Source organism: Listeria welshimeri serovar 6b str. SLCC5334 (assembly GCF_000060285.1).
GTDB classification, from domain to species: Bacteria; Bacillota; Bacilli; order Lactobacillales; family Listeriaceae; genus Listeria; species Listeria welshimeri.
The window spans coordinates 358,205-379,927 of sequence record NC_008555.1; the positions used below are offsets into that span (position 1 = coordinate 358,205).

Below are 21,723 nucleotides of genomic sequence, written 5' to 3' on the forward strand. Positions count from 1 at the left end.
TTTCTAGGAGGAAATAATATGGAAGTTTTTGCAGAATATCTAGCTGAGATTGAGAATCCGGATCACCGTGCGCGAACAGAAGAAGTTTTGGCATGGGTGAACGAGACATTTCCTAATCTAAAGCCAGAAATCAAATGGAATACACCAATGTTTACAAATAATGGCACGTTCATTATTGGCTTCTCAATTGCAAAACAGCATATGAGTGTTTCCCCAGAAGCAGCTGGAATTGAACGTTTTGAGGCAGAACTGAAAGACGCAGGTTATAGTCATACGAAGGGCATTTTCCGGATTACATGGGCTAAGCCAGTTGATTTTAGTTTGTTAACAAAGATTATTGAGTTTAATATTCAAGATAAAGCAAATTATACTAGTTTTTGGCGGGTATAAGTAATTTATAGTTACTTTGTCGCGTAGCAAATACAAATTATTTATGCCATAATAAATGAGCTAATATGTATTTTATTAAAAGAGTGGTGTAAAATGCGGATTTTTTGTGGAATTATGTCAATCCAAGCGGGCTTTATAGGTGCTCTTGCCGAATTACTAAGCCCGGGTAGTAAGAAGAATAACCTTTTTATGATACCAGAGAATCTGGCATCTTCTTCAGGATATTTAACGTCGCTAGCGATGATTTTAGCAGGAATTCTTATTATCTGTGCTTATCGAAATGACTTTCTCATATTTATGGCACTAGTTTTATGGCTTTTTGGACTCATATTTGGGCTCATATTTACCCCAAGCTATTCTGGTTTTTATTTTCGCCCAGTTGTATGTTTAATTAGCTTTTTAATGGGTCTGTTTATTTTTACTGATTATACAAGGCATCAAGATATAAGTGAGGAAAGGTGAGCGATATGCCCACCTTTTTTTGTTTAAACGCGAATTGGTTTGGAAGTTTGGTATTGCAATCCCAGGTCTAGCAAAGCACAAATCCAAATACTTACAAAACTAACAAATAACGGTAAATCACTATACAAATTAAGAAAAAAGAACCCTGTTAGAAGCAGTAATAGCAATATATCTTTCCAAAAGTAAAATATTACTTCGACCTTCTTATGGGCGGCGAACACGAGTTGTTTTGAGATGAAAAATACAGCTACAGAGCCAAAGAGCATGAAAAGCAAGATGTCTTTTTGTAAATGTCCTTCAAACAACAAATGCAAATTCGCGGCAAGTAGCATGATAGAAAGAGTGATAAAGAAATGACCGTAAATTAAGTACTGGCCATGGGTTTTCTTATGATGATCGATAATTTTTTCAAAGCTGTGGAAGTAGGAGATGAAAAGTGTACTAATGATTAAAAATCCAAGCAGCGTATAGCCGATGGTGTATAGATCGAGTGTGTGCCCAACCAAAATTGTCGTAATGGCAACAATACTTTCACCAAATGTAATAATAACAAATAAGCCAAATCGTTCGGCTAAATGAGGGAAATCAACCGGGACTTTCTGTAATGTTTTAGATAAGAACAAAGGTAAAACAATATCAATGGCAATTCCAAGATACATGACTAAATAACGAACAGATCCATCAAAAAACACCGAAGTGGCTGTGGTAATCACCCCGAGTAGAAAGACACTTCCAAGCAAAATCGCCACTTTTCGCGGATTTCCTCTTAATTGTCTACTAATGACAAAATACTGGATAACAGTGATTATTCGAATTCCTAAATAACCAATTAAAAAAGTGTAATAAGTATTTGAAAAAGTTAAATCAAAACTTGCTGTCATTAAAATTAAGAAAAACATTTGTGGCAACATATAAAGCTCGGGTAATTTTATTTTTTCGCCAAACCGATTGAAAAACATAGTCTGGCCAACCCAAGCCCAAAACATTGGTGTAACCATTAATAAATACTCACCGAAATAGACTGCTGTTTTATCTGGATGATTATCAATGCTAAGTAAAAGGTGTGTTGTTGACGCAACGGCAGTAACGAATATTAAATCAAAAAATAGTTCCAACCAAGATACTTTTCTTTCTGTCATCACATCACCTCATTTAATTCTCTTTTTCAAGATTATACCATGTGAAACGCAAATTTTTCATACTTTTGACAGTGGCTTAGATAGAACAGTATAATTAGAGGGCAGAATTATTTATTACTAAGATGGGAGAGAATGAAATGATGAAAAATTGGGATGAATTTTTAAAAGAAGAAGCAAAGCAGCCTTATTTTATTAAATTAATGGAAGAAGTCGCGGAAGCTAGAACAAAAGGAAATGTGTATCCAACAGAGGAAGACATGTTTTCGTGTTTCCGATTATGTCCATATGACAAAGTTAAAGTCGTTATTCTTGGTCAAGATCCATACCACGGTGCAGGACAGGCACATGGGTTAAGTTTTTCCGTTCAAAAAGGTGTGAAAATACCACCAAGCCTTCGAAATATTTATAAAGAATTACAGACTGATTTGGAAATAGAACCAGCTGATCATGGCTATCTTGCTAAATGGGCGGAACAAGGTGTGCTTTTGATGAACACAAGTTGGAGTGTTGAAGAAGGCAAAGCTGGTAGTCATAAAAAATTAGGCTGGGCAACATTTACGAATCATGTGTTGGAAGAATTAAATAATTATGATAAACCATTAGTATTTATTTTATGGGGAAATCACGCGATAAAAGCGACGAGCGGTATTGATAATCCAAAACATCTACTCATTAAAGGTGTTCACCCATCTCCATTAGCTGCAAGAGGTGGCTTTTTCGGCAGTAAACCATTTTCCGAGACAAATGCGTTCTTAAAACAAAATGGGAGAACTCCAATTGATTGGGATTTAAATAGTAAATAATTTTACTTTGAACATATTTTCTTTCTATTACAATTTTTAAATTAAAAGTGAAAAAATTTACAAAATTATTAATAAAAGCTTTTTACATAAGGTTTCATTCATGTTATGGTTGTTATAGGAGAAAAAATGTAAAAAAGTTCCTAAAGAAGGTGACTAGGTTGAAGCACAATTTTACAGAAGATGACTTTGTTTATGGAGAATCATGGGGACTCGTACATCGAGGAGTTTTAGAGGATAAAGAAATAGATAGAATGAAAGCGCTACGAGATAAAGTAGTGGGCAAAAAGGGCGTAGCAGCAACGACACTGAAGCCAATAGGTAGTGTCAGAATAGATGGGGAAGTCTATGAAGCTCGCTTGAAAACAGGTTATTTGGAAGTTGGAAAACCAATAATTGCGGTAGGTATCGATTTTGGATATATACTAGTCAATGAAGATATACAGGAGGGAGAAAAATGACAATGATTGGACCAATTATTATAGCAGTATTGATTATCATCTTTTTAATCGTCTTTTTTACTTTAGTACCAGTGGGGTTATGGATTAGTGCGTTATCTGCACGTGTGCCAGTGGGACTAGGAACTTTAATCGGAATGAGATTACGTCGGGTTGTACCTTCTCGCGTAGTAAAACCGTTAATTAAAGCTGTGAAGGCAGGACTAGACCTAGAAGTAAACCAACTTGAAAGTCACTATTTAGCAGGTGGGGACGTTGATAACACAGTAGATGCGTTAATCGCCGCACACCGCGCAAATATTGAATTAGATTTCAGCCGTGCAGCAGCAATTGACCTTGCTGGACGTGACGTTCTTGAAGCAGTACAAACTTCTGTTACACCAAAAGTTATCCGTACGCCTGAATTTACAGGTGTGGCACAAAATGGGGTAGAAGTTAAAGTTATAACTCAAATTACTGTACAATCTAATATTGAACGTATTGTCGGTGGTGCCGGTGAAGATACAGTTATCGCCCGTGTTGGTGAAGCAGTAGTATCTACAGTCGGTGAAACAAGAGAACATACCGATGTACTTGAAAATCCAAACAGTATTTCGAAAAAAGTCCAAGAACAAGGACTTGGAGATGGAACTGCTTATACAATTTTATCCATTGATATCGCTGAAATGCGTATTGGTGACAATATTAAAGCGAAACTAGACATCGAAAAAGCGAACGCAGATATGGAAGTTGCCCAAGCAGCTGCATCGAAACGTAAAGCAGAAGCGATTGCGCTAGAACAAGAAAACAGAGCGGCTGTAGTAGCCGCAGAAGCAGAAGTGCCACGTGCTCTTTCTCGCGCATTAGAAGAAGGAAATCTAGGCGTAATGGATTACTACAAAATGGAAAATGTACAATCAGATACAGCTATGCGTGAATCGATTGCACATGAAGACGAAAAATAAAACCTTGATCTTTTGCAAGAAAGAAGGTGTTTTCATTGGATTTAAGTGATTTTCTAAATAGTGGCTGGGAAGGCATTTTAGTTTTCCTTGGTGTAATTGGTGTTATCGTAAATCTCCTAAGTAAAGCTGGCAAAAATGTCGATGATACAGAGAAGGAACCATCACAGTTACGGCAGTTGTCGCGTGCAAACTATAAACCTCAAAATGCAGGAGTAAATAGACAGCAAAAGCATACGCAAACAACCAAAAAGCCAGAAAAACGAAAAGTATCCCAAGGTACTTTTACACAAAATAAAGAACAAGATAAAGTAATTGCTGAACAAAAAGCAGCACAACAAAAAATGTTAAAAGAAATTCGTCGTGAATCGGATGTCGCCAAAGGGAAGAATTTAATCAAGTCTTCGAAAACACATCATAAAAAAGCGCGTAAAATACGTGGTAGATTGCAAGAAGCTATGATTACAAAAGAAATCCTTGATAAACCAGTTTCACTGCGAAAGAATCATCTATAAAAAAGCGACCCAAGACCTCAATCTTGGGTCTTTTTTTGTGTGTTGTGTCATAACTGTTACACAATAACGTCAAGTTTTAAAATACCTGTATTACAACTGTAACATTAACTTGGTATGCTATCTGTATATAAAAAAGGGGTGCGTGGATTGAAAATAATAGCAACGAGAAGAAAGAGTTTTTTTGCGTTAATAGCTTTAATGATTTCTTTTTCAGTACTATTTTTACCAACAAATAATGCGTTAGCGGCTACAACATACAAAATGACCACAACAGCAGATGCAAATATTCGCACATCGGATTCGACAAAAGGGAAAATCATCGGTCTTTACAAAAAGGGAACAACCATTACTTATACAGCAAAAACCAAAAATAATTGGTATAAAACAACTTATAAAGGTAAAACAGGTTATGTTTCAGGCAAATGTCTTACTACATACAAGGCACCTGTTGCTACAACTCAAAGCTTTACCTCTTTAAATAATGAAGCAAAGAAACACATTGGTAAACGTTATAAAATCGGTGCAACTGGCCCGAGCTGTTTTGACTGTTCAGGTTATACTCAGTATGTATTTTCAAAAGGAATTAAAAAATCTATTCCACGTACAGCAAAACAACAATATGCTTCCGCTAAGAAGATTAAAGCTAGCGAATTAAAAAACGGCGACTTAATTTTCTTTAATTATGGCAGAGGTATTGCCCATGTTGGGATTTATGTGGGAAATGGCAAAATGCTTAATGCGCAAAATAATGGTGTTAAATACGACACAATCAAATCTGGCTATTGGAAAAAATATATTGCTGGATACGGTCGTGTAACAAACTTAAAATAATCTAAAAAAGCGTCACTTCATTGTGATGCTTTTTTTATTTGAATAATAAGGAGGAATTGTTAAATGGAATACAGAATAAAAGAAATGCCACTAGAAGAACTAGAACCAAAAGTGATTGAAGGGCTTTTGGATCATAAAGAAAGACTGGGTTATCGTATTCCGCCAAGTGATACTGTACATATTAGTTTTGCTGCTTTAGATAGCGAAGGAAAAGTAGTTGGAGGCGTCACTGCTAAAACTAACTACGGGGAATTGTACGTTTCATTGTTATCAGTGGATCAAAGTATGCAAGGAAGCGGTGTAGGAATGGCTTTAATGGAAGAAGTAGAAAGATATGGTAGAGCAAATTATTGCCACCATATCTCTCTAACAACATTCAGTTATCAAGCTCCAGGTTTTTATAAAAAATGTGGTTTCACTGAGCTTGGGAGAATTCAAGATTTTCCACTTAAAGGAGAGGAAAAGTATTTTTTCGTTAAATATCTTTAATGCTTACATAGAACTATTTTTTTGTGCTGCAGCTTGGACAGCACTCAAAACAGCAGAACGAAAGCCATTGTCTTCCAGTGATTTCACTGCTTCGATTGTAGTTCCACCAGGGGAGGTAACCATATCTTTTAGTTTACCTGGATGTTCGCCTGTTTCTAAAACCATTTTTGCGGCACCTAGAACTGCTTGTGCGGCAAATTTATAAGCTTTATCACGAGGCATACCATTTAATACTGCGCCGTCTGCAAGTGCTTCGATAAACATATAAACGTATGCTGGAGATGATCCGCTTACTCCAACAACTGCGTCCATTAAACTTTCAGGCACGACTTCTGATTCCCCAAAACTAGAAAAAATAGCAGAAATTTGCTGGGTTTCTTCTGATGTTACATTAGCGTTCGGTGAAATAGAAGACATTGCTTCGCCAACGAGTGCGGGTGTATTTGGCATTACTCGAACAATTTTAGCAGTCGAAGAAGTTAATTCTTCTAAATCATTAATAGTGACACCAGCTGCTACTGAAATAATGATTTTGTCTGAAGTGAGTTTATCTTTTACAGATGTTAAAATTTCTGGAATGGTATAAGGTTTAACCGATAAAATGATAATATCTGCTTGTTCTACGAGTTTTTCTGGATTGGTTGTTAATAAAAGACCATTAAATTCAGTTTCGAGTGGTTGGATTTTCTCGATATGACGACCACAGACGATAATATCTTCTTTTTCTACTAAATTAGCTGTTGCTAAACCTCGAATCATTGCAGTACCCATATTTCCTGCGCCTATAAAGCCTATTTTTTTCATGTGAATTTTTCGCTCCTAACAAAAATCTTTTTTTCTATTATCTCACGTTATACGCCTTTGTCCAGTTTTTGGAGGAGGTAACAGATGTTGTTATGAAGTATAATATTGGAGAGAGTCAGGCAAAAGTCTAGCTCTCTTCTTTTGTTTCGTCAATGTCTATCATTGTGTTCAATTGGGTGACTACTTTTGAATATGAAAACGCATACAAAATGTGAAATATCTATGTTATATTGAATTTAGACCTGAGAGGGAGGGAGATAAGATGTATATGGATGAGAGAAGTTTGACCTTACTGCAGGAGGTCTTGAAAAATCCAAGTATATCGAATCAGCGTCTGGGAGAAAAATTTCACTTAACCAGGCGGCAAGTAAGTTATAGCTTTAAGAAAATCAATGAATGGTTACTCGATAATAATTATTCGAGCATTCAAAAAAATAATCAAGGTCATTTTTTAGTGGATCCGAATGTGACTTTATTATTATCAAAAAAAGATGAAGCAGATGCAGAAAAGGAGTATTTACCAACTGAAAAAGAGCGTGTTCATTTATTACTTCTTATGATTTTAACTAGCGAAACCGCACTTTCAACCTCTCATTTCACTTCGGCGCTCCAGTTTAGTAAAGCGACCATTATGCGAGATATCAAAATGCTTCAACAACTACTTAAAAAAGAAGACTTAGAAATCTTGTATACAAGGCAAAATGGATACCAAGTAATTGGAGATGAATGGCAAATTCGTCGCAAAATGATGGAACTAATCGCGGAAGTCCATCAAATGTTTCACGGGGACAATTATTTAAGAAAATTCACTTCTATTACCAAAGAAACAATTCAACAAATTTATGAAAAAATTGAACGAGTTGAAAAGAAATTAGAGTTGAAATTCACCGATGAGAAGATTTTTATTTTACCTTATGTATTCGCTAGTATGCTAAGGCGCATAGAAATGGGTAAAGGGATTAGTTCTTATTTTCAGATTAATTATAATGAGTTATCTGACACCAATGAATATCAAGCAGTAGAAATTTTGTTGGAAGGTGTTGCTGATTTAGCGGAGGAAGAACGACTTTACATGGCTTTACAATTATTAACAAGTAACGTTTCTTACCAATCTGTTTTGACAGAAAATCAGTTGCCGCGATTGAATCGAGCACTGGATGCTATGTTGACGATTTTGGAGGAAAAGGCATTGATTCAATTTAAAAATCGGGTGGAATTGGTTGAAAAACTATCCCTTCATATGAAGCCCGCTTATTATCGAATCAAATACCATTTAACGATGAGTTTTATGATTCCAGATGTTATTCATGAAGAATTTAATGCGCTTCATTTTTTAGTAAAGGAGTCTATCTGGCCACTTGAAAACTTTATTGGGGAAACAATTCCAGATGAAGAAATTTATTTTATCACGTTATTTATTGGTGGTCATTTAATTAAAACTGGTGAAATAACGCAACATAAAAAGCCCAGTGCCATTGTTATTTGCCCAAATGGTGTTAGTATTTCTAAATTAATTGAAAGCCAATTAGCTAAATTGTTTCCTGAATTTCATTTTTGGCAGACGATGTCCATTCGAGAGTTTGAGAAAACAGCGCCAAATGTGGATGTAGTGTTTTCGGTGACCCCAGTTGAAACGACTTGTAAACTTTATATTATGAGCCATTATATGAGCTTTGAAGAACAGCAGCGATTACGTCAAAGAGTGATGAATGAAGTATTTCATGTGGTTACCGAGTCACTTGATTTAGAGCAACTATTGGCGCGGATTGAGCAACACGTCGAAGTAACAGATCGTTCCAACTTAAAAAAAGAACTATATGGCTTTTTTCAAGAAAAAGATCGTAACAAAGTAACTGATTTTCAAAAAGAAGAGATTGAATATTGTTTGGAAGATTTAATGAGTTCAAATATGACTCGTGTTGTAAAGAGCGTTCCAAATTGGCATACGGCAATCGAACTGACAGCTGCACCGCTTTTAGAAGCTGGTTTCATTGATCAAACTTATGTAAATGCAATGAAGTCTCTTTACCCTGAAATAGCCCCATATATCGTTCTAAAAGGCAATATTTTACTGCCACATGCAAGACCGGAAGACGGTGTAAATAAATTTGGCCTTTCCATTTTGAAAGTGGAAGATGGACTAATCTTTAATGGGAAAAAGATTCATCTGCTCGTTGTGCTGGCTCCGGTGGATAAAAAGAAGCATTTGACGGCGATGTTTCAACTACTTACAATTGCTTCCAATCAACAAGTGATAGACAAATTAAAAAACGCAACTAGCGGGACGGCGATTTGTCAGATATTTAAAGAGAATTTAACAAAATAAAAAATAGAAAGGAAGTGATGAGATGAAAATGGTGCATGAGGAGTTAGTATTTCCGGGGCTTACCGCTTCTAATTATGAAGAGGTTATTAAGTTAGTTGGAAGTAAGATGTGTGCGAAAGGATTTGTTAAAGACAGTTATGTGGATGCTGTTTTAGAGCGGGAAAAGGTATTTCCGACAGGCCTTCAAATAGGGGATTTTGGCATTGCGATTCCGCATACTGACTCTAAACATGTTGAAAACTCGATGGTAGGAATTGCTACATTGAAAGATGCTGTAATATTCCAGTCGATGGTGGATCCAAGTACAGAAGTAGCAGCAAAATTAGTTTTTTTACTCGCTGTAAAAGATCCTGATGGCCAAATGGAAATGCTAAAACAGTTGATGAGCATTTTCCAAAACATCACATTGCTTGAAGCTCTTTGGCAAGAAAGTAGCCCTCAAAAAATGGCGGAATTATTAATCGATTTGAAACTTACCCCAATCCAAAACTAAGAAAGGAAGAGGAAAATGTATAGTATTTATGAAGCTCCATTTATGAAAGAAATGTGTGAGATGACGCAAAATTTATGGCGTAATGGCTGGGCAGAAAAAAATGGTGGAAATATTAGTCAACTTTTAGAAGCCTCTGAAATCAAACATTATTTAGATACAGATCGTTACTTGTGGACAGAACCACTCGGATTTGATGCGTCACCACTTGCTGGAAATGTCTTTTTAGTATCTGGTTCTGGAAAATATTTTAAGAATGTCCAAAAAAATCCTGCTGATAACCTTTGTATTATAAAAGTGAGCAGTGACGGTGCGTCTTATCATTTATTATGGGGACTGGAAAATGGTGGTAGACCAACAAGTGAATTAGCGTCCCATTTGAAATGCCACATTGTGAGGTTATCACAAGATCCAGATCATCGCGTAATTTTACATACGCATGCAACAGCAGTTTCAGCAATGACTTTTGTTCATGATTTAGATGAAGCTAAATTCACAAGAACTTTATGGCAAATGATTACAGAATGTTTAGTAGTCTTTCCGGATGGGGTAGCAGTTGTTCCTTGGATGGTTGCTGGAACAAATGAATTAGGTGAAGCAAGTGCTGCCAAAATGAATGATTCACGTATTGTAGTTTGGGCGCATCACGGGATTATGGGTGCTGGGACAACAATGGATGATGCTTTTGGGTTAGTAGAAACTGTCGAAAAAGCAGCCAAAATTTATATGCAAATTGCTCATTTCCCAACTGGAATTAAACAAGCGATTACAGATGAAGAACTTGTGGCACTAGCAGAGCGATTCAATGTAGTGCCAAAAGCAGGTATTTTGAAAGAAGCGGGGGGCGTAAAATGAAGAAAATCAAAGTTATTTCCGTATGTGGTTCAGGAACAGTGACTAGTTCGATGATTGCTGGGAAAGTAAAAGATGTTTTAGCAGATAATGGATTTCGCGCGACAACGGTTGAGGTTAACCCAGGCGGCGTAGAACAAGAACTTTCTTCCGGTAATTGGGACATTATTGTTCATACAAGTCCGTTACGTGGAAAGTATGATATTCCGACGATTAATGCAGTTGGATTTTTAACTGGTATGGATGAAGAAGGCTTTATTGAAGAACTTTTGGAAACAGCAAACGGCCTAGATTTGTAATACAAAAATAGAAAAAGGGGTGCTGACTATGCTAGATATGCTTTCTGGTGTAATGGATGCTTTTGGTGCAGCAGTTGTTGTACCTATCGTTTTGATTATTATCGCGCTTTTCCTTAAAGTAGAACCGAAAAAAGCAGTGCAATCAGGGATTAATGCTGGAATCGGCTTGACTGGATTTAACATGTTAATCGGCGCATATGTGCCAATCGTAACGCCGGTTATAAAACGGATGATTGATACGACAGGAATTAATTTACCAGTGTTAGATACGGGTTGGCAAGCGACCTCAGTTGTTGCGTATTCTACCCAAGTGGGAATGATTTTCCTAGCGCTTGGTTTACTTCTTCAAGTCGTACTATTTCTAACAAAATGGACAGATATATTTATGCCAGCAGACTTATGGAATAACTATTCGTTCATGCTTTGGGGTTCGATGCTCTATATTGCAACAGGGAATATGTGGTTGGCGATTATTTTAATGGTGTTATCCAATTTATATACGCTTGTTTTTGCCGAAATCGTTGCGAAAAGATGGTCGACCTATTATGGTTATCCAAATTGTACTATTACAGCACCGCATCACATTTGTTCGGCGCCACTGGCAATTGGGATGGACTGGGTGTTAACAAAACTGGGAGCAAATAAAATTAACTTAAAACCAGAACAAATTCAAGATAAAATTGGCTTTTTAGGAGAGCCGACAACACTTGGTTTAATTTTAGGAGCAATCTTAGGTTTTGCTGGGAACTTCACACGACTAGATACGTTAGTTGGTTGGGGCGAAATTGCTGCAGTAGCGATTGCAACAGCTGCGATCATGGCTATTTTCCCTAAAATTGCTGGGATTTTTGCTTCTGCTTTTACCGGAATTACCGATGCATCGAAAAAAACAGCGAAAAAAGGCAGCAAACAACGTGTTTGGTATTTAGCTATTAATGATGCTGCCGGTTACGGTGAGTCTGCAACATTAATTACAGGTATCTTGCTTATTCCGATTATGGTTATTATTGCGGTTGTTTTACCAGGAAATGAAGTGCTTCCAATGGTTGATTTAATCGCTATTCCATACATGATTGAAGTTATTATCGCCGTTTCCAATGGGAATATTTTCAAATCCCTTATTTCTGGTGCGGTTTGGTGTACAGGTGGACTTTATATGATTACGCAAGTAGCAGGGATTTTTACAGATGTGGCAAAAGATGTTGGCGTTGCTTTACCAGTGGGAGCTGTGTTGATTTGTAGTTTTGCAGTGATGACTAATCACTTTATGGGCGGCCTATTCCTTATCTTTATGACCCAAAATCCGATATTTATTGGAATTACAATCGTTGCTTATTTCGTGCTATACGTTCTAGTCAGAAAAAACAAACCACGGATTCACGAATACTTAGAACGCCAAGCACTAGGTGAAGAGTACCAAGTAGCAGAAACCACTTAATGAACGGAATTGGAGTGAAAAAAGATGAAAATCGTTGTTGTAGGAGATGCTCTAGTGGCAAGCTCGGATTTAGAAAAAGCCGCTCAAGAGTTAAATGTAAACGAGGAAGTGCAAGTAGAAAAATTCGAATGGTATTCCGATTTGTCTAAAGAAGCTTTTCAAGAAAAAATTCTAGCAATTGAAAAAGGTGGCTCAGAAGCAGTTGAAATTCCAGCAGGTATATGCGAAGCGCTAGTAGACGCTGATATTTTGCTCGTCCACATTGCCCCCGTTTCCAAAAAAATGATTGCATCTGCTAAAAAATTACGCTTAATCGGTGCGTCAAGAGGTGGTATGGAAAATGTAGCAGTAGAAGCTGCAACTGAACGGAAAATACCAGTTATTCATGTCATTCGTAATGCGGAACCAGTGGCAGACTTCACGGTAGCCCTTATGTATGCTGAAACTCGAAATATCGCCAGAGCGCATTTATCTATTAAAAATGGTCGCTGGGATAAAGGATTCTCAAATGATGCGTATAAAACTACTTTAGCAAAACACACGGTCGGACTAATTGGCTTAGGCTATATAGGAAAGCTTGTTGCGAAACGTCTGAATGGTCTAGGAGTTAAAGTAATTGCATATGACCCATTTATTGATCCTAAAAAATTAGTGGATGAAGGGCTAGACATTGAATTAAAAGGACTTCATGAAGTGTTCCGAGAAGCTGATATTATTTCCCTTCATATGCGGGTCACGAAAGAAACAACGAATATGATTAATGCTGAATTAATCGGAATGATGAAACCGAGTGCCTATTTAATCAATACAGCTAGGGCAGCGGTATTAGATGAATCAGCGTTAATTAATGCTTTAGAAGCTAAACAAATTGCTGGTGCAGCTATCGACGTGTTTTGGGAAGAACCAATCCCTAGCCATAGCCCACTTTTAACATTAGATAATATTACATTAACCACACATATCGCTGGGGATACGATTGACGCTATTCCACATTCACCTTATCTTCTTAGAGATGTCATTAATGACTATTTTGAAAAAGGTGTTAGTGATATGCAAGTTAATCTAAAATCCTAAAAGAGTAGTAGGCAGAAAGGATGGGAAATAATGGATCTAGTTCTTCGAGTAGCAATTTTAATAGGAATTGGCTTAATTCTAAAAACAGCCACTTTAATTTTCGTCAATCGTCGCGTAGAAAGTAGTAAAAAGCTGTATTATTACCAAATTTCTGTTGGTATACTACTAATTCTTGGAGGCAGCTTATTACTAAAAAGTGGAATAATGTATGTTTAATTAAACGAAAAGTACCTTAGAAAGTTGTTAAGGTGCTTTTTTGTTTTCCCGATTGTATTTTTTAAACAAAAATGTTTGTAGCTGGAAAAAATATAATAATCAAGCTGGAAATATAACTATTTTCATTTTTTTGAGGGTTATCAATGTATAAATGTAGCGGAAATGTGACAAAAGCCTCTCTCTTGACAACTAAAAATAAACATTTTTCTGATAATTGTCCCGAGTTTTATCAATCTGCATGTTATGTGATTGGCTATTAGGATACGATATAAGAGGCAATGTTTTTAAGAATTGAAAGCGCTCTAAATGGCTATTTTATCAGCTATAATTAACTTTGGATAACAGTTCCAATCCAATTTATAGCGAGGTGAAAACAATGAGCTTCTTTCTACAATTACTAGGTAACTTTTCAGGAGGATTAAACTTCCCAGATGTTACAGGAGTACTAAACAACCTAATCAATGCAATTTTCAATTGATTACTAAAAAATAAAGTTAAAAAGGAGGTAAGAAAAGATGAATTTCTTTTTACAATTATTAGGTACTTTTTCCGGCGGATTAAATTTCCCAGATGTTACAGAAGTGTTGAACAACCTAACTAAAGCAATTTTTGGTTGATAACGAAAGAATAAATGCATAAAGGAGGCAAACATACATGAGTTTCTTTTTACAACTATTAGGTAGCTTTTCTGGAGCATTCCGATTCCCAGATGTTACAGAAGTATTGAACAACTTGACTAAAGCAATTTTTGGTTGATTAGTAATTAAAATAAGCTGAAATATAGGGTTAAGGCTAACTTAACCCTATTTTGTAATTAAAGAAGTATATGAGGAGGATTTTAAATCCATGAAAAAAATAATCGCGTTAATAACAACAGTTGCTCTTCTATCGATGGTTGTTTTTAATTTTATCCCAGGTATTGTTGCTAAAGCGGCAAATACTTCAGAAAGTAGTTTGACTTATAAAGATGTAAAAAGTGGTTTTTACTTTGTTGGCTATGAAAATGTACAACTTGAAAAAGGTAAAACATATAAATATAAAGTATCTTATGATGCCAATGTTATGACAAGTGCAACAGCGACTATTACGGGTCAAAGCGCCCGAGCAGGATTATTTACACCTAACTCATCAGGTGCGGAACTTAATAGTAGTTTAGTAACTCGTACACAAAATAATGTCGGGGATGTAGCGAATCCTGGAAACAAAGTATTTACACATACCTTCCAATTTACTGCAAAAGAAAATACAAAAGCAGATATAGGTGTATTTTTAGGGCCAGGCTCCGTTCTTCCAAGCACTCCTGACGATACCCCTATTTGGAAAAATGTTTCCGTAACCAACGAAACACCAGTTGCACCAGTTGATCCAGCAGAGGCACCAGTCATTACTGCGACTGATAAAACGATGAAACAAAATGAAGCTTTCAATCCGTTAAATGAAGTAACAGCAACAGACAAAAAAGATGGCGACATTACCAAAGACATTGAAGTAACAAAAAACACAGTAGATACAACAAAAAGTGGTGTATATGATGTGGATTATAGTGTCACAAATTCAAGCAAGCTTACAACAACAAAAAGTATTAAAGTAACTGTAACACCAGTAGATCAAAAAGCAAATACAGCACCGGTTATTAACGCAAAAGACAAAACAATCAAAGTTGGCGACCTGTTTAACGTATTAAAAGACGTAACAGCAACCGATAAAGAAGACGGGGACCTAACCGCGAAAATCAAAGTAACAAAAGATACAGTGAATAATAAAGAAAAAGGTGTTTATCAAGTCACTTATACAGTAACAGACTCAGGTAATTTATCTGCTTCTCTTACAATCAAAGTAACGGTAACAGAAGATGGAAAACCAATAGTTGTAAATCCAAATGAGCTGACAACACCGGAAAATCCATCTGGTTCTAACACACCAAAATCACCATCAGATAAAACTACAAGTGATCCTAAAAATGAACCTACAAAACTTAAAAAAGCATCAAAAAATACAACAAAAGCAGATTTAAAAGAAAATAAAATTCCAAAAACCGGTGACAGTTCCATGGTATGGCTTATTCTTGCAGGTTTAGGCATGACTGCATTCGGCGTAAGCATTTATCGTAAAAAAGCAAATAGATAATATTTCATTGATGAAAAGAGTATTTCAACCTTAAAGTTAGGTACTCTTTTCATTAATTAGATGATAAAATGGCATTCTAAAGCTCAATTAGCTTTATAGAGAGAGAGGAGAATTATTCATGCCAAAAATTTCTAAAGGTGATCGTTTAGAAAATGTTGCTTTTGAGTACATCAAGAATAAAATCACAACTGGTGAGTATCCAACGGGGTATCGGGTGGTAGAAGCAAAACTATCACAAGAATTAAATATGAGCAGGACACCAATTAGGCGGGCAATTATCAATCTTTGTCATTCTGGTTTTTTAGTTCACCAATATAATAGGGGAGCTTTTGTCCAAAATACAGAAATAACGATCACGGAATTTTTTTCAAGAATGAAGTTAGTTGAACTTTTAATGTATGAAAGTACAGAAAAATTAGTCTTACGGGAAGATTATATTGTAGTGGATGACATTATTGAAATCGCAGAAAAAGTAATACAGTATGAAAAAAATCGAGAATATGAACTAATGCGCGATGCTTTTGAAGATTTTATATGCACATTTATTGGGAAATTAAATAATGATTATTTTAATAGAGTAATTCAAGATTTATGGAATGAAGTGAATGATAACGCAACAAAAGAAGTAAAATTAATCATCGTTTCCGCAAGTGATAGGATAACAGATGAATTAAAGAAAATGATTGCTATTTTCAAATCATGGAATTATGAGCAACTTAAAGATTGCTTTCAACACATTATGAATGCAATGATACTAATTGCTTTTTAAAGAGAGGTTTTTAACTATTGAAAAAAATAAGCTGGGTGATTATTATACTGATTATCATAGTTGCATCAGTAGGCTATTATTTTATAAAAGAAAATGAAAAAAAGACCCCTCAAACAATTTCCTATAAAACGGTAGAGGCTAAAAAAACAGATTTGCAAGTCCATGTTTCTGCGGAAGGTCATGTAAAAAAAACAGCAAATGAATGGCCAGATTATAAAGATTTCGTAGTACAAGTGATGGTTGACGAGCTAGAAATCAACCAAATAAAAGAAAAACAAACGACAGATGTGAATGTTCAAGCTGTAGATAATAAAATTTACAAAGGGACAGTCGCAAAAATAAATGAAAAAGGTGTAATAAATGGCTCCGTGACATCCTATATCGTCACAATTAATTTAGAAAAAGAAAATAGTTTAAAAGAAAATATGTCCGTTAACGCAGATATACTTGTTGCTTTAGAAAAAAACGCTTTAATCATCCCAATTGAAGCTGTTTATACAGATAAAGCAGACAAAAAATATGTATTTATTGTTGATGAAAATAAGCAAAAAAAGAAAATATGGATTGAAACAGGGAAACATAATACGAAATCTATTCAAGTAGTAAAAGGTCTTAGAAAGGGACAACAAGTGATTATTCCTTAGATGGAGGTTAGTGCAACATGATACAGCTTTTTAATATTTCAAAAACGTATCAAATGGGAGAAGATACGATAAAAGCATTAGATAATTTATCTTTACAAGTTACAAAAGGTGAATTTATTGCGATTATTGGACCATCTGGTTCTGGAAAATCTACATTAATGAATATTATAGGAATATTAGATCGAGCTAGTTCAGGAGAATACTATCTTAACAAAATGAATTTAATGCGAATATCAGATAAAAAGATTTCTAAAATCAGAAATAAAAAAATAGGTTTTATTTTTCAACAATTCAATTTAATGCCGCGACTTACTGCTTTTGAAAATGTGGAATTACCACTCATTTATCGAGGAACAAGTAAGCCAACTCGAAAGAAAATTGTCTTAAAAAGTTTAGAACGTGTCGGTTTGTTGGAGAAACAAAAACATTTACCCGCACAGCTTTCAGGCGGACAGCAACAACGAGTTGCGATAGCTAGAGCGATTGCAGGAAATCCAGAAATTATTCTGGCAGATGAACCAACAGGCGCACTTGATTCTAAAACAGGTGAAGAAGTAATGCGTTTATTAAAGGAAATTCATAGAGAAGGAAATACGTTGATTATGATTACACATGACAAAACAATTGCTGAACAAGCGGAACGAATAATAGAAATAAAAGACGGAAAACTCCGTGAATGGAATAATCTATGAGCCTATTTCAAAGTGTGAAACTTGCATTAAAACAACTTCTTTCCGCTAAATTTAGAACTTTTTTGACCATGTTAGGAATTATTATTGGTGTTTTTTCTGTTATATTACTTGTGTCGATTGGTGAAGCTATTTCAAAAAATGTATCGACACAATTAGGCGACATGGGCAGTAATTTAGTTTCTATTAGTTTTCAATCCGACAATCCAAATGAAAAATTCACTTATAAAGATGCCACTAGTCTTCTGAAGGAAAGTGAGATTGGATCGCCAGAAGTCATGCGAAACATGGAAGTGAGAACTGGTGACAAAACAGCCACCAAACAAGTGACAGGAATCAATGAAGATTATGTTAGTATAAAAAATCTAGAACTTATATCAGGACGATTTTGCTCGTCGGTAGATGTTCAATATGCACAAAAAGTAACGGTGATTGGTTCTGAGATTGCAAAGAGCTATTTTAAAAACCAAAATCCTATAGGGAAATATGTACAAATTTCAGGAGCCAGGTATGTGGTTATTGGTGTTTTAAAAGAAAAAGGAGAGAGTTTATTTGGATCAGCAGATAAGAAATTATTTATTCCCATATCTTCTGCAGTAAGGCTGTTTAAGTCTGATTCCATTGATTTGTATTATATTCAAACGCAAACCACTGAACAAGTTTCAACTACAGTGGAACAAACAAAAGAGAAGATGAATCAACTTTTTCCAAATGATAAGGAGGCATACACAGTCGTAAACCAGCAACAGGCATTAGATACATTTGATAATATTACAAAAACGCTTACGCTTGGGTTAGGAGCAATAGCTGGAATTTCGCTCTTAGTTGGCGGAATTGGTATTATGAACATTATGCTTGTATCTGTTTCAGAGCGAACTCGAGAAATTGGCATTAGAAAAGCAATTGGGGCGGGTAATCGGGCTATTTTAATGCAGTTTCTAATTGAATCTATTGTACTTAGTTTATTAGGTGGAATTATTGGAATTTTATTAGGTATTTTTACAGCGCAACTAGTTACAGCAGTATCTAATTTTGAAATGCGAGTTTCTGCATCGACAATCCTTATTGCAGTTAGTTTTTCGATGTTTATTGGAGTAGTGTTTGGTGTAATTCCAGCGCAGAAAGCATCGAAAAAAATGCCGATAGATGCGTTGCGTGCAGATTAACTTAAGGAGGCGTTTTGATGGAGATAGAAGAACAGTTGGATGATACTTGGGTTTTAATTGAAATTGTAAGCCTTGTAACTAATGTAGAACGACAGAGACTGAGAGAATTAAGTTATGCAGAATTGGAAGAATTTTATGAACGAGTAATAGTAAAAAATTAATAAAAACCTACCTTTTGTGATATTAGTCAATTTATGCGAAAATGAAAATAAATTGGTAGGAGGGATTTAAGTGAACGAATCAATCCAGAAGCAGAATAATGGCACTAGTATAATTGAATTCAAAGTAAATATAAATGCACCAGTTACAGAAGTTTTTGCGCTATTGACTACGAATGAAGGATTAGAAAAATGGTTTAGCGAATTAGAAATAGGAAAACTTGGAACAAACGGGTATCTACTATTCATCATGACCTCCGAAGAAAAAATAAAAATGCCAATACGAGCATTCGAACCTAACAAAAAACTAGCTTTTGAATGGGATAAAGATGAAGTCGCTTTTGAACTAAAAGAACTTCCTGAAAATAAAACCCTGCTGACTTTTAAAGAGATACTTACAACTATTACAGATCATAGTCCACGAGATATTTCTGGTTGGCATATTTGCTTAAAAAAACTTCAAGCCGCTGCAGAAGGAAAGGTTTATGATTTTAATAAAGCAACATTTGACACACTTTTTAACAAGTACCAAAAAGCATTGAATATCGAAAAATAAATGAATGGTGAGAGCTATAAATGAAGCGGCAATGGCTTTGTTTGTAGCTTTTTTGTTGTTTAAATTAATTTTTTCCACTTTAACTGGAAATTCCTTATGTTCAAAAAAGTAATCGGTTTCATTAGAATGTAATTGTAAGCAAGGCATTGAAAAAATACGGGGTGACGAAATGATAGTATCAGAAGAACAATTATTTTTAAATCAGCATCTAAGCACAAAAGCAGAAGTGCTAGCTTTTATTGCAGACAAGGCAGCTGAAATTGGTATCACAACTAATTCAGCGCAAGTAGAGCGAGATTTATGGGCCCGCGAAAAAGAGTACGCAACAGCAGTGCAACAATTAATCGCAATTCCACATGCGAAAACAGAGGCGATATCGGAAGCAAAACTACTTTTTATTCGTTTGGTTGACCCGATTGATTGGGAGTCAAATGAAGGTTTTCAAGCACAAGCCATTTTTGCGATATTAGTTCCAGCAAGTGAGGCAAGTCAGCAACATCTGAAAATTTTATCAAGTGTGGCTGTGAATTTACTAGAAGAAGCGTTTCAAGAACAAATTTTAACAATTCAAACGGAACACGAACTGATGAATTACTTAAAAGATAATTTGGAAGGAGAATTGATATGAAAGTTGTAGGAGTTACGTCATGTATCGCAGGACTCGCGCACACACCAATGGCAGCAAAAGCATTAGAAAAAGCGGGAGTGAAATTAGGACACGATGTCAAAATTGAACAACAAGGAGCAATGGGCACAATTGACGAAATCACACCAGCTGAAGTGAGCGCAGCAGATGTTGTCATTATTGCGGCAGATAAAGTGATTGATGGAGAAGATCGTTTCAAAGGAAAACCAGTTGTTCGAGTAAAAATTGGGCAATGTGTTGCAAACGGGGAAGCGGTGTTAAGTAAAGTAGTTGCAGCAATTGAAGCACGTAATCAAAAGGAGGCTAATTAAGTCATGAAAGGGAAATTAAACGAAGCAAAAGATCACTTAATGTCAGGAATATCGTATGCACTTCCAGTCATTATTGCTGGCTCGCTTGTTGTAGCTGTTGCAAAATTAATTGGGATTATTGGCGGAGTAACTAATCTAGATGCTTATGCTGATGCCAGCGGATTTTATCATTACGTTTATCTATTTCAGAATGTAGGTTGGGCTGCAATTGGCTTACTTAATTTAGTACTTGCTGGATATATTGCTTATTCGATTGCTGGAAAACCGGCGCTTGCTGCTGGTTTTGTTGGTGGGGTTCTGGCTACTAGTACAAATGCTGGTTTCTTAGGTGCCGTAGTCGCTGGTTTCTTCGCTGGTTGGTTAACAAACTGGGTGAAAAAACATGTTCGAATCACTGGACCTGCTGCTAGTTCATTGCCACTTATTATTTTGCCACTTATCACAGTTGGTGCCACAGGAATACTGATGTCGCTAATTCTCGGTGGGCCGCTTGGCTGGTTAAACCAAACGTTACTTGATTGGGTAACTGAAATGTGTAAAAACGACACAAATGTTATTATTCTAGCACTTATTTTAGGAGCAATGATTGGATTTGACCTTGGCGGACCTGTAAATAAAGCTGCTTGGATGGCTGGAAATGCGCTATTTATGAGCGGAATCTATCTACCTTCCATCATGATTAATGTCGCAATTTGTATTCCGCCACTTGGCTACGGAATTGCCACTCTTTTACGCAAAAAGAATTATTCTACTACATTTAAAGAAGCTGGAAATGGTGCGCTAATCATGGGGCTAATTGGGGTCACAGAGGGTGCGATTCCATTCACACTACGTAGTCCTGGTAAATTAATTCCGCTAAATGTCATTGCCTGCGCGATTGGTAGTGCTGTAACAATGGGACTTGGTGCTTATGTGAAAATGCCGCCGATTGGTGGTATGTATGGTTTCTTCACCATTGGTAACGGCTGGGCATACTTAGTTGGTGGTTTGGTTGGCGCATTTATCATCGGAATTTGTGCTAACTTATTCGTGAATTTCACCGAAGAAGAAACAGCTGCAGCAGACGATGCAGTGGATGATATTGATATTAGTTTTGACGAAATAGAGATTAAATAATAGTTGGAGGATTTAAT

27 protein-coding genes are annotated in these 21,723 nt (G+C 35.9%); 25 read left to right on the forward strand and 2 right to left on the reverse strand.

Annotation, left to right across the window (positions count from 1 at the left end):
* The first annotated feature begins 18 nt into the window (after window positions 1–18).
* The gene (locus LWE_RS01750) at window positions 19–390 is read left to right on the forward strand and encodes an iron chaperone (RefSeq protein ID WP_011701188.1); all 372 of its coding nucleotides are present in this window, start codon (window positions 19–21) and stop codon (window positions 388–390) included.
* A gap of 93 nt (window positions 391–483) precedes the next feature.
* The gene (locus LWE_RS01755; RefSeq protein WP_011701189.1) at window positions 484–852 is read left to right on the forward strand and encodes a hypothetical protein; all 369 of its coding nucleotides are present in this window, start codon (window positions 484–486) and stop codon (window positions 850–852) included.
* A 23-nt stretch (window positions 853–875) separates the two neighbouring features.
* On the opposite strand, the gene LWE_RS01760 is transcribed toward LWE_RS01755, so the two are convergent.
* Complete coding sequence (locus LWE_RS01760; RefSeq protein ID WP_011701190.1) at window positions 876–1,991, reverse strand: low temperature requirement protein A; 1,116 nt, start codon at window positions 1,989–1,991, stop codon at window positions 876–878.
* Window positions 1,992–2,128: 137 nt separating this feature from the next.
* Between LWE_RS01760 and LWE_RS01765 the strand changes: the two genes are divergently transcribed.
* The 6 genes from LWE_RS01765 (at window position 2,129) to LWE_RS01790 (ending at window position 6,025) form a co-directional block, all read left to right on the forward strand.
* A complete protein-coding gene (locus tag LWE_RS01765; RefSeq protein ID WP_011701191.1) occupies window positions 2,129–2,794 on the forward strand; it encodes a uracil-DNA glycosylase in 666 nt (221 codons plus the stop codon).
* Window positions 2,795–2,952: 158 nt separating this feature from the next.
* Window positions 2,953–3,252 (forward strand): NfeD family protein, encoded by a 300-nt coding sequence (locus LWE_RS01770; protein ID WP_011701192.1) that lies wholly within the window; start codon window positions 2,953–2,955, stop codon window positions 3,250–3,252.
* The gene (floA, locus tag LWE_RS01775; protein ID WP_003723104.1) at window positions 3,249–4,193 is read left to right on the forward strand and encodes a flotillin-like protein FloA; all 945 of its coding nucleotides are present in this window, start codon (window positions 3,249–3,251) and stop codon (window positions 4,191–4,193) included. Before LWE_RS01770 ends, floA begins: the two co-directional genes overlap by 4 nt.
* Before the next feature lie 35 nt (window positions 4,194–4,228).
* Entirely contained in the window at window positions 4,229–4,705 is a 477-nt protein-coding gene (locus LWE_RS01780) for a hypothetical protein (RefSeq protein WP_011701193.1), read from the forward strand.
* 147 nt (window positions 4,706–4,852) lie between these two features.
* Window positions 4,853–5,536, forward strand: coding sequence for an NlpC/P60 family protein (locus LWE_RS01785; protein ID WP_011701194.1), 684 nt, complete (start codon window positions 4,853–4,855; stop codon window positions 5,534–5,536).
* 63 nt (window positions 5,537–5,599) lie between these two features.
* Entirely contained in the window at window positions 5,600–6,025 is a 426-nt protein-coding gene (locus LWE_RS01790) for a GNAT family N-acetyltransferase (RefSeq protein WP_011701195.1), read from the forward strand.
* Window positions 6,026–6,028: 3 nt separating this feature from the next.
* On the opposite strand, the gene proC is transcribed toward LWE_RS01790, so the two are convergent.
* Window positions 6,029–6,829 (reverse strand): pyrroline-5-carboxylate reductase, encoded by an 801-nt coding sequence (gene proC, locus LWE_RS01795; protein ID WP_011701196.1) that lies wholly within the window; start codon window positions 6,827–6,829, stop codon window positions 6,029–6,031.
* Window positions 6,830–7,091: 262 nt separating this feature from the next.
* Here proC and LWE_RS01800 point away from each other — a divergent pair, with 262 nt between their 5' ends.
* The 17 genes from LWE_RS01800 (at window position 7,092) to LWE_RS01875 (ending at window position 21,706) form a co-directional block, all read left to right on the forward strand.
* Window positions 7,092–9,155, forward strand: a complete 2,064-nt coding sequence (locus tag LWE_RS01800) for a BglG family transcription antiterminator (RefSeq protein ID WP_011701197.1) — start codon at window positions 7,092–7,094, stop codon at window positions 9,153–9,155.
* A 22-nt stretch (window positions 9,156–9,177) separates the two neighbouring features.
* Entirely contained in the window at window positions 9,178–9,648 is a 471-nt protein-coding gene (locus LWE_RS01805; protein ID WP_011701198.1) for a PTS sugar transporter subunit IIA, read from the forward strand.
* A gap of 15 nt (window positions 9,649–9,663) precedes the next feature.
* Entirely contained in the window at window positions 9,664–10,500 is an 837-nt protein-coding gene (rhaD, locus tag LWE_RS01810; RefSeq protein ID WP_011701199.1) for a rhamnulose-1-phosphate aldolase, read from the forward strand.
* Window positions 10,497–10,796 carry a PTS sugar transporter subunit IIB gene (locus LWE_RS01815; RefSeq protein WP_011701200.1) on the forward strand — a complete coding sequence of 100 codons (300 nt, stop codon included), beginning with the start codon at window positions 10,497–10,499 and terminating at the stop codon, window positions 10,794–10,796. Before rhaD ends, LWE_RS01815 begins: the two co-directional genes overlap by 4 nt.
* 28 nt (window positions 10,797–10,824) lie before the next feature.
* Complete coding sequence (locus LWE_RS01820; protein ID WP_011701201.1) at window positions 10,825–12,234, forward strand: PTS galactitol transporter subunit IIC; 1,410 nt, start codon at window positions 10,825–10,827, stop codon at window positions 12,232–12,234.
* Window positions 12,235–12,258: 24 nt separating this feature from the next.
* Window positions 12,259–13,308, forward strand: coding sequence for a 2-hydroxyacid dehydrogenase (locus LWE_RS01825; protein ID WP_011701202.1), 1,050 nt, complete (start codon window positions 12,259–12,261; stop codon window positions 13,306–13,308).
* A 30-nt stretch (window positions 13,309–13,338) separates the two neighbouring features.
* Window positions 13,339–13,524, forward strand: a complete 186-nt coding sequence (locus LWE_RS01830; RefSeq protein ID WP_011701203.1) for a hypothetical protein — start codon at window positions 13,339–13,341, stop codon at window positions 13,522–13,524.
* A gap of 846 nt (window positions 13,525–14,370) precedes the next feature.
* Window positions 14,371–15,651, forward strand: a complete 1,281-nt coding sequence (locus LWE_RS01835; protein WP_011701207.1) for an LPXTG cell wall anchor domain-containing protein — start codon at window positions 14,371–14,373, stop codon at window positions 15,649–15,651.
* Window positions 15,652–15,769: 118 nt separating this feature from the next.
* Complete coding sequence (locus LWE_RS01840; RefSeq protein WP_011701208.1) at window positions 15,770–16,420, forward strand: GntR family transcriptional regulator; 651 nt, start codon at window positions 15,770–15,772, stop codon at window positions 16,418–16,420.
* Window positions 16,421–16,437: 17 nt separating this feature from the next.
* The gene (locus tag LWE_RS01845; protein ID WP_011701209.1) at window positions 16,438–17,064 is read left to right on the forward strand and encodes an efflux RND transporter periplasmic adaptor subunit; all 627 of its coding nucleotides are present in this window, start codon (window positions 16,438–16,440) and stop codon (window positions 17,062–17,064) included.
* A 17-nt stretch (window positions 17,065–17,081) separates the two neighbouring features.
* On the forward strand, window positions 17,082–17,756 hold the full coding sequence (locus tag LWE_RS01850; protein WP_011701210.1) for an ABC transporter ATP-binding protein: 675 nt from the start codon (window positions 17,082–17,084) through the stop codon (window positions 17,754–17,756).
* The gene (locus LWE_RS01855) at window positions 17,753–18,919 is read left to right on the forward strand and encodes an ABC transporter permease (RefSeq protein WP_011701211.1); all 1,167 of its coding nucleotides are present in this window, start codon (window positions 17,753–17,755) and stop codon (window positions 18,917–18,919) included. Before LWE_RS01850 ends, LWE_RS01855 begins: the two co-directional genes overlap by 4 nt.
* Window positions 18,920–18,936: 17 nt before the next feature.
* Window positions 18,937–19,080: a BH0509 family protein gene (locus tag LWE_RS14545; protein ID WP_011701212.1), complete on the forward strand. Its 144-nt coding sequence runs from the start codon at window positions 18,937–18,939 to the stop codon at window positions 19,078–19,080.
* Window positions 19,081–19,150: 70 nt separating this feature from the next.
* Window positions 19,151–19,633 carry an SRPBCC family protein gene (locus LWE_RS01860; RefSeq protein ID WP_011701213.1) on the forward strand — a complete coding sequence of 161 codons (483 nt, stop codon included), beginning with the start codon at window positions 19,151–19,153 and terminating at the stop codon, window positions 19,631–19,633.
* A 169-nt stretch (window positions 19,634–19,802) separates the two neighbouring features.
* Window positions 19,803–20,261 carry a PTS sugar transporter subunit IIA gene (locus tag LWE_RS01865; RefSeq protein WP_011701214.1) on the forward strand — a complete coding sequence of 153 codons (459 nt, stop codon included), beginning with the start codon at window positions 19,803–19,805 and terminating at the stop codon, window positions 20,259–20,261.
* Entirely contained in the window at window positions 20,258–20,590 is a 333-nt protein-coding gene (locus tag LWE_RS01870; RefSeq protein WP_011701215.1) for a PTS fructose transporter subunit IIB, read from the forward strand. Before LWE_RS01865 ends, LWE_RS01870 begins: the two co-directional genes overlap by 4 nt.
* A gap of 3 nt (window positions 20,591–20,593) precedes the next feature.
* Window positions 20,594–21,706 (forward strand): PTS fructose transporter subunit IIC, encoded by a 1,113-nt coding sequence (locus tag LWE_RS01875; protein ID WP_003723113.1) that lies wholly within the window; start codon window positions 20,594–20,596, stop codon window positions 21,704–21,706.
* Window positions 21,707–21,723: the final 17 nt, after the last annotated feature.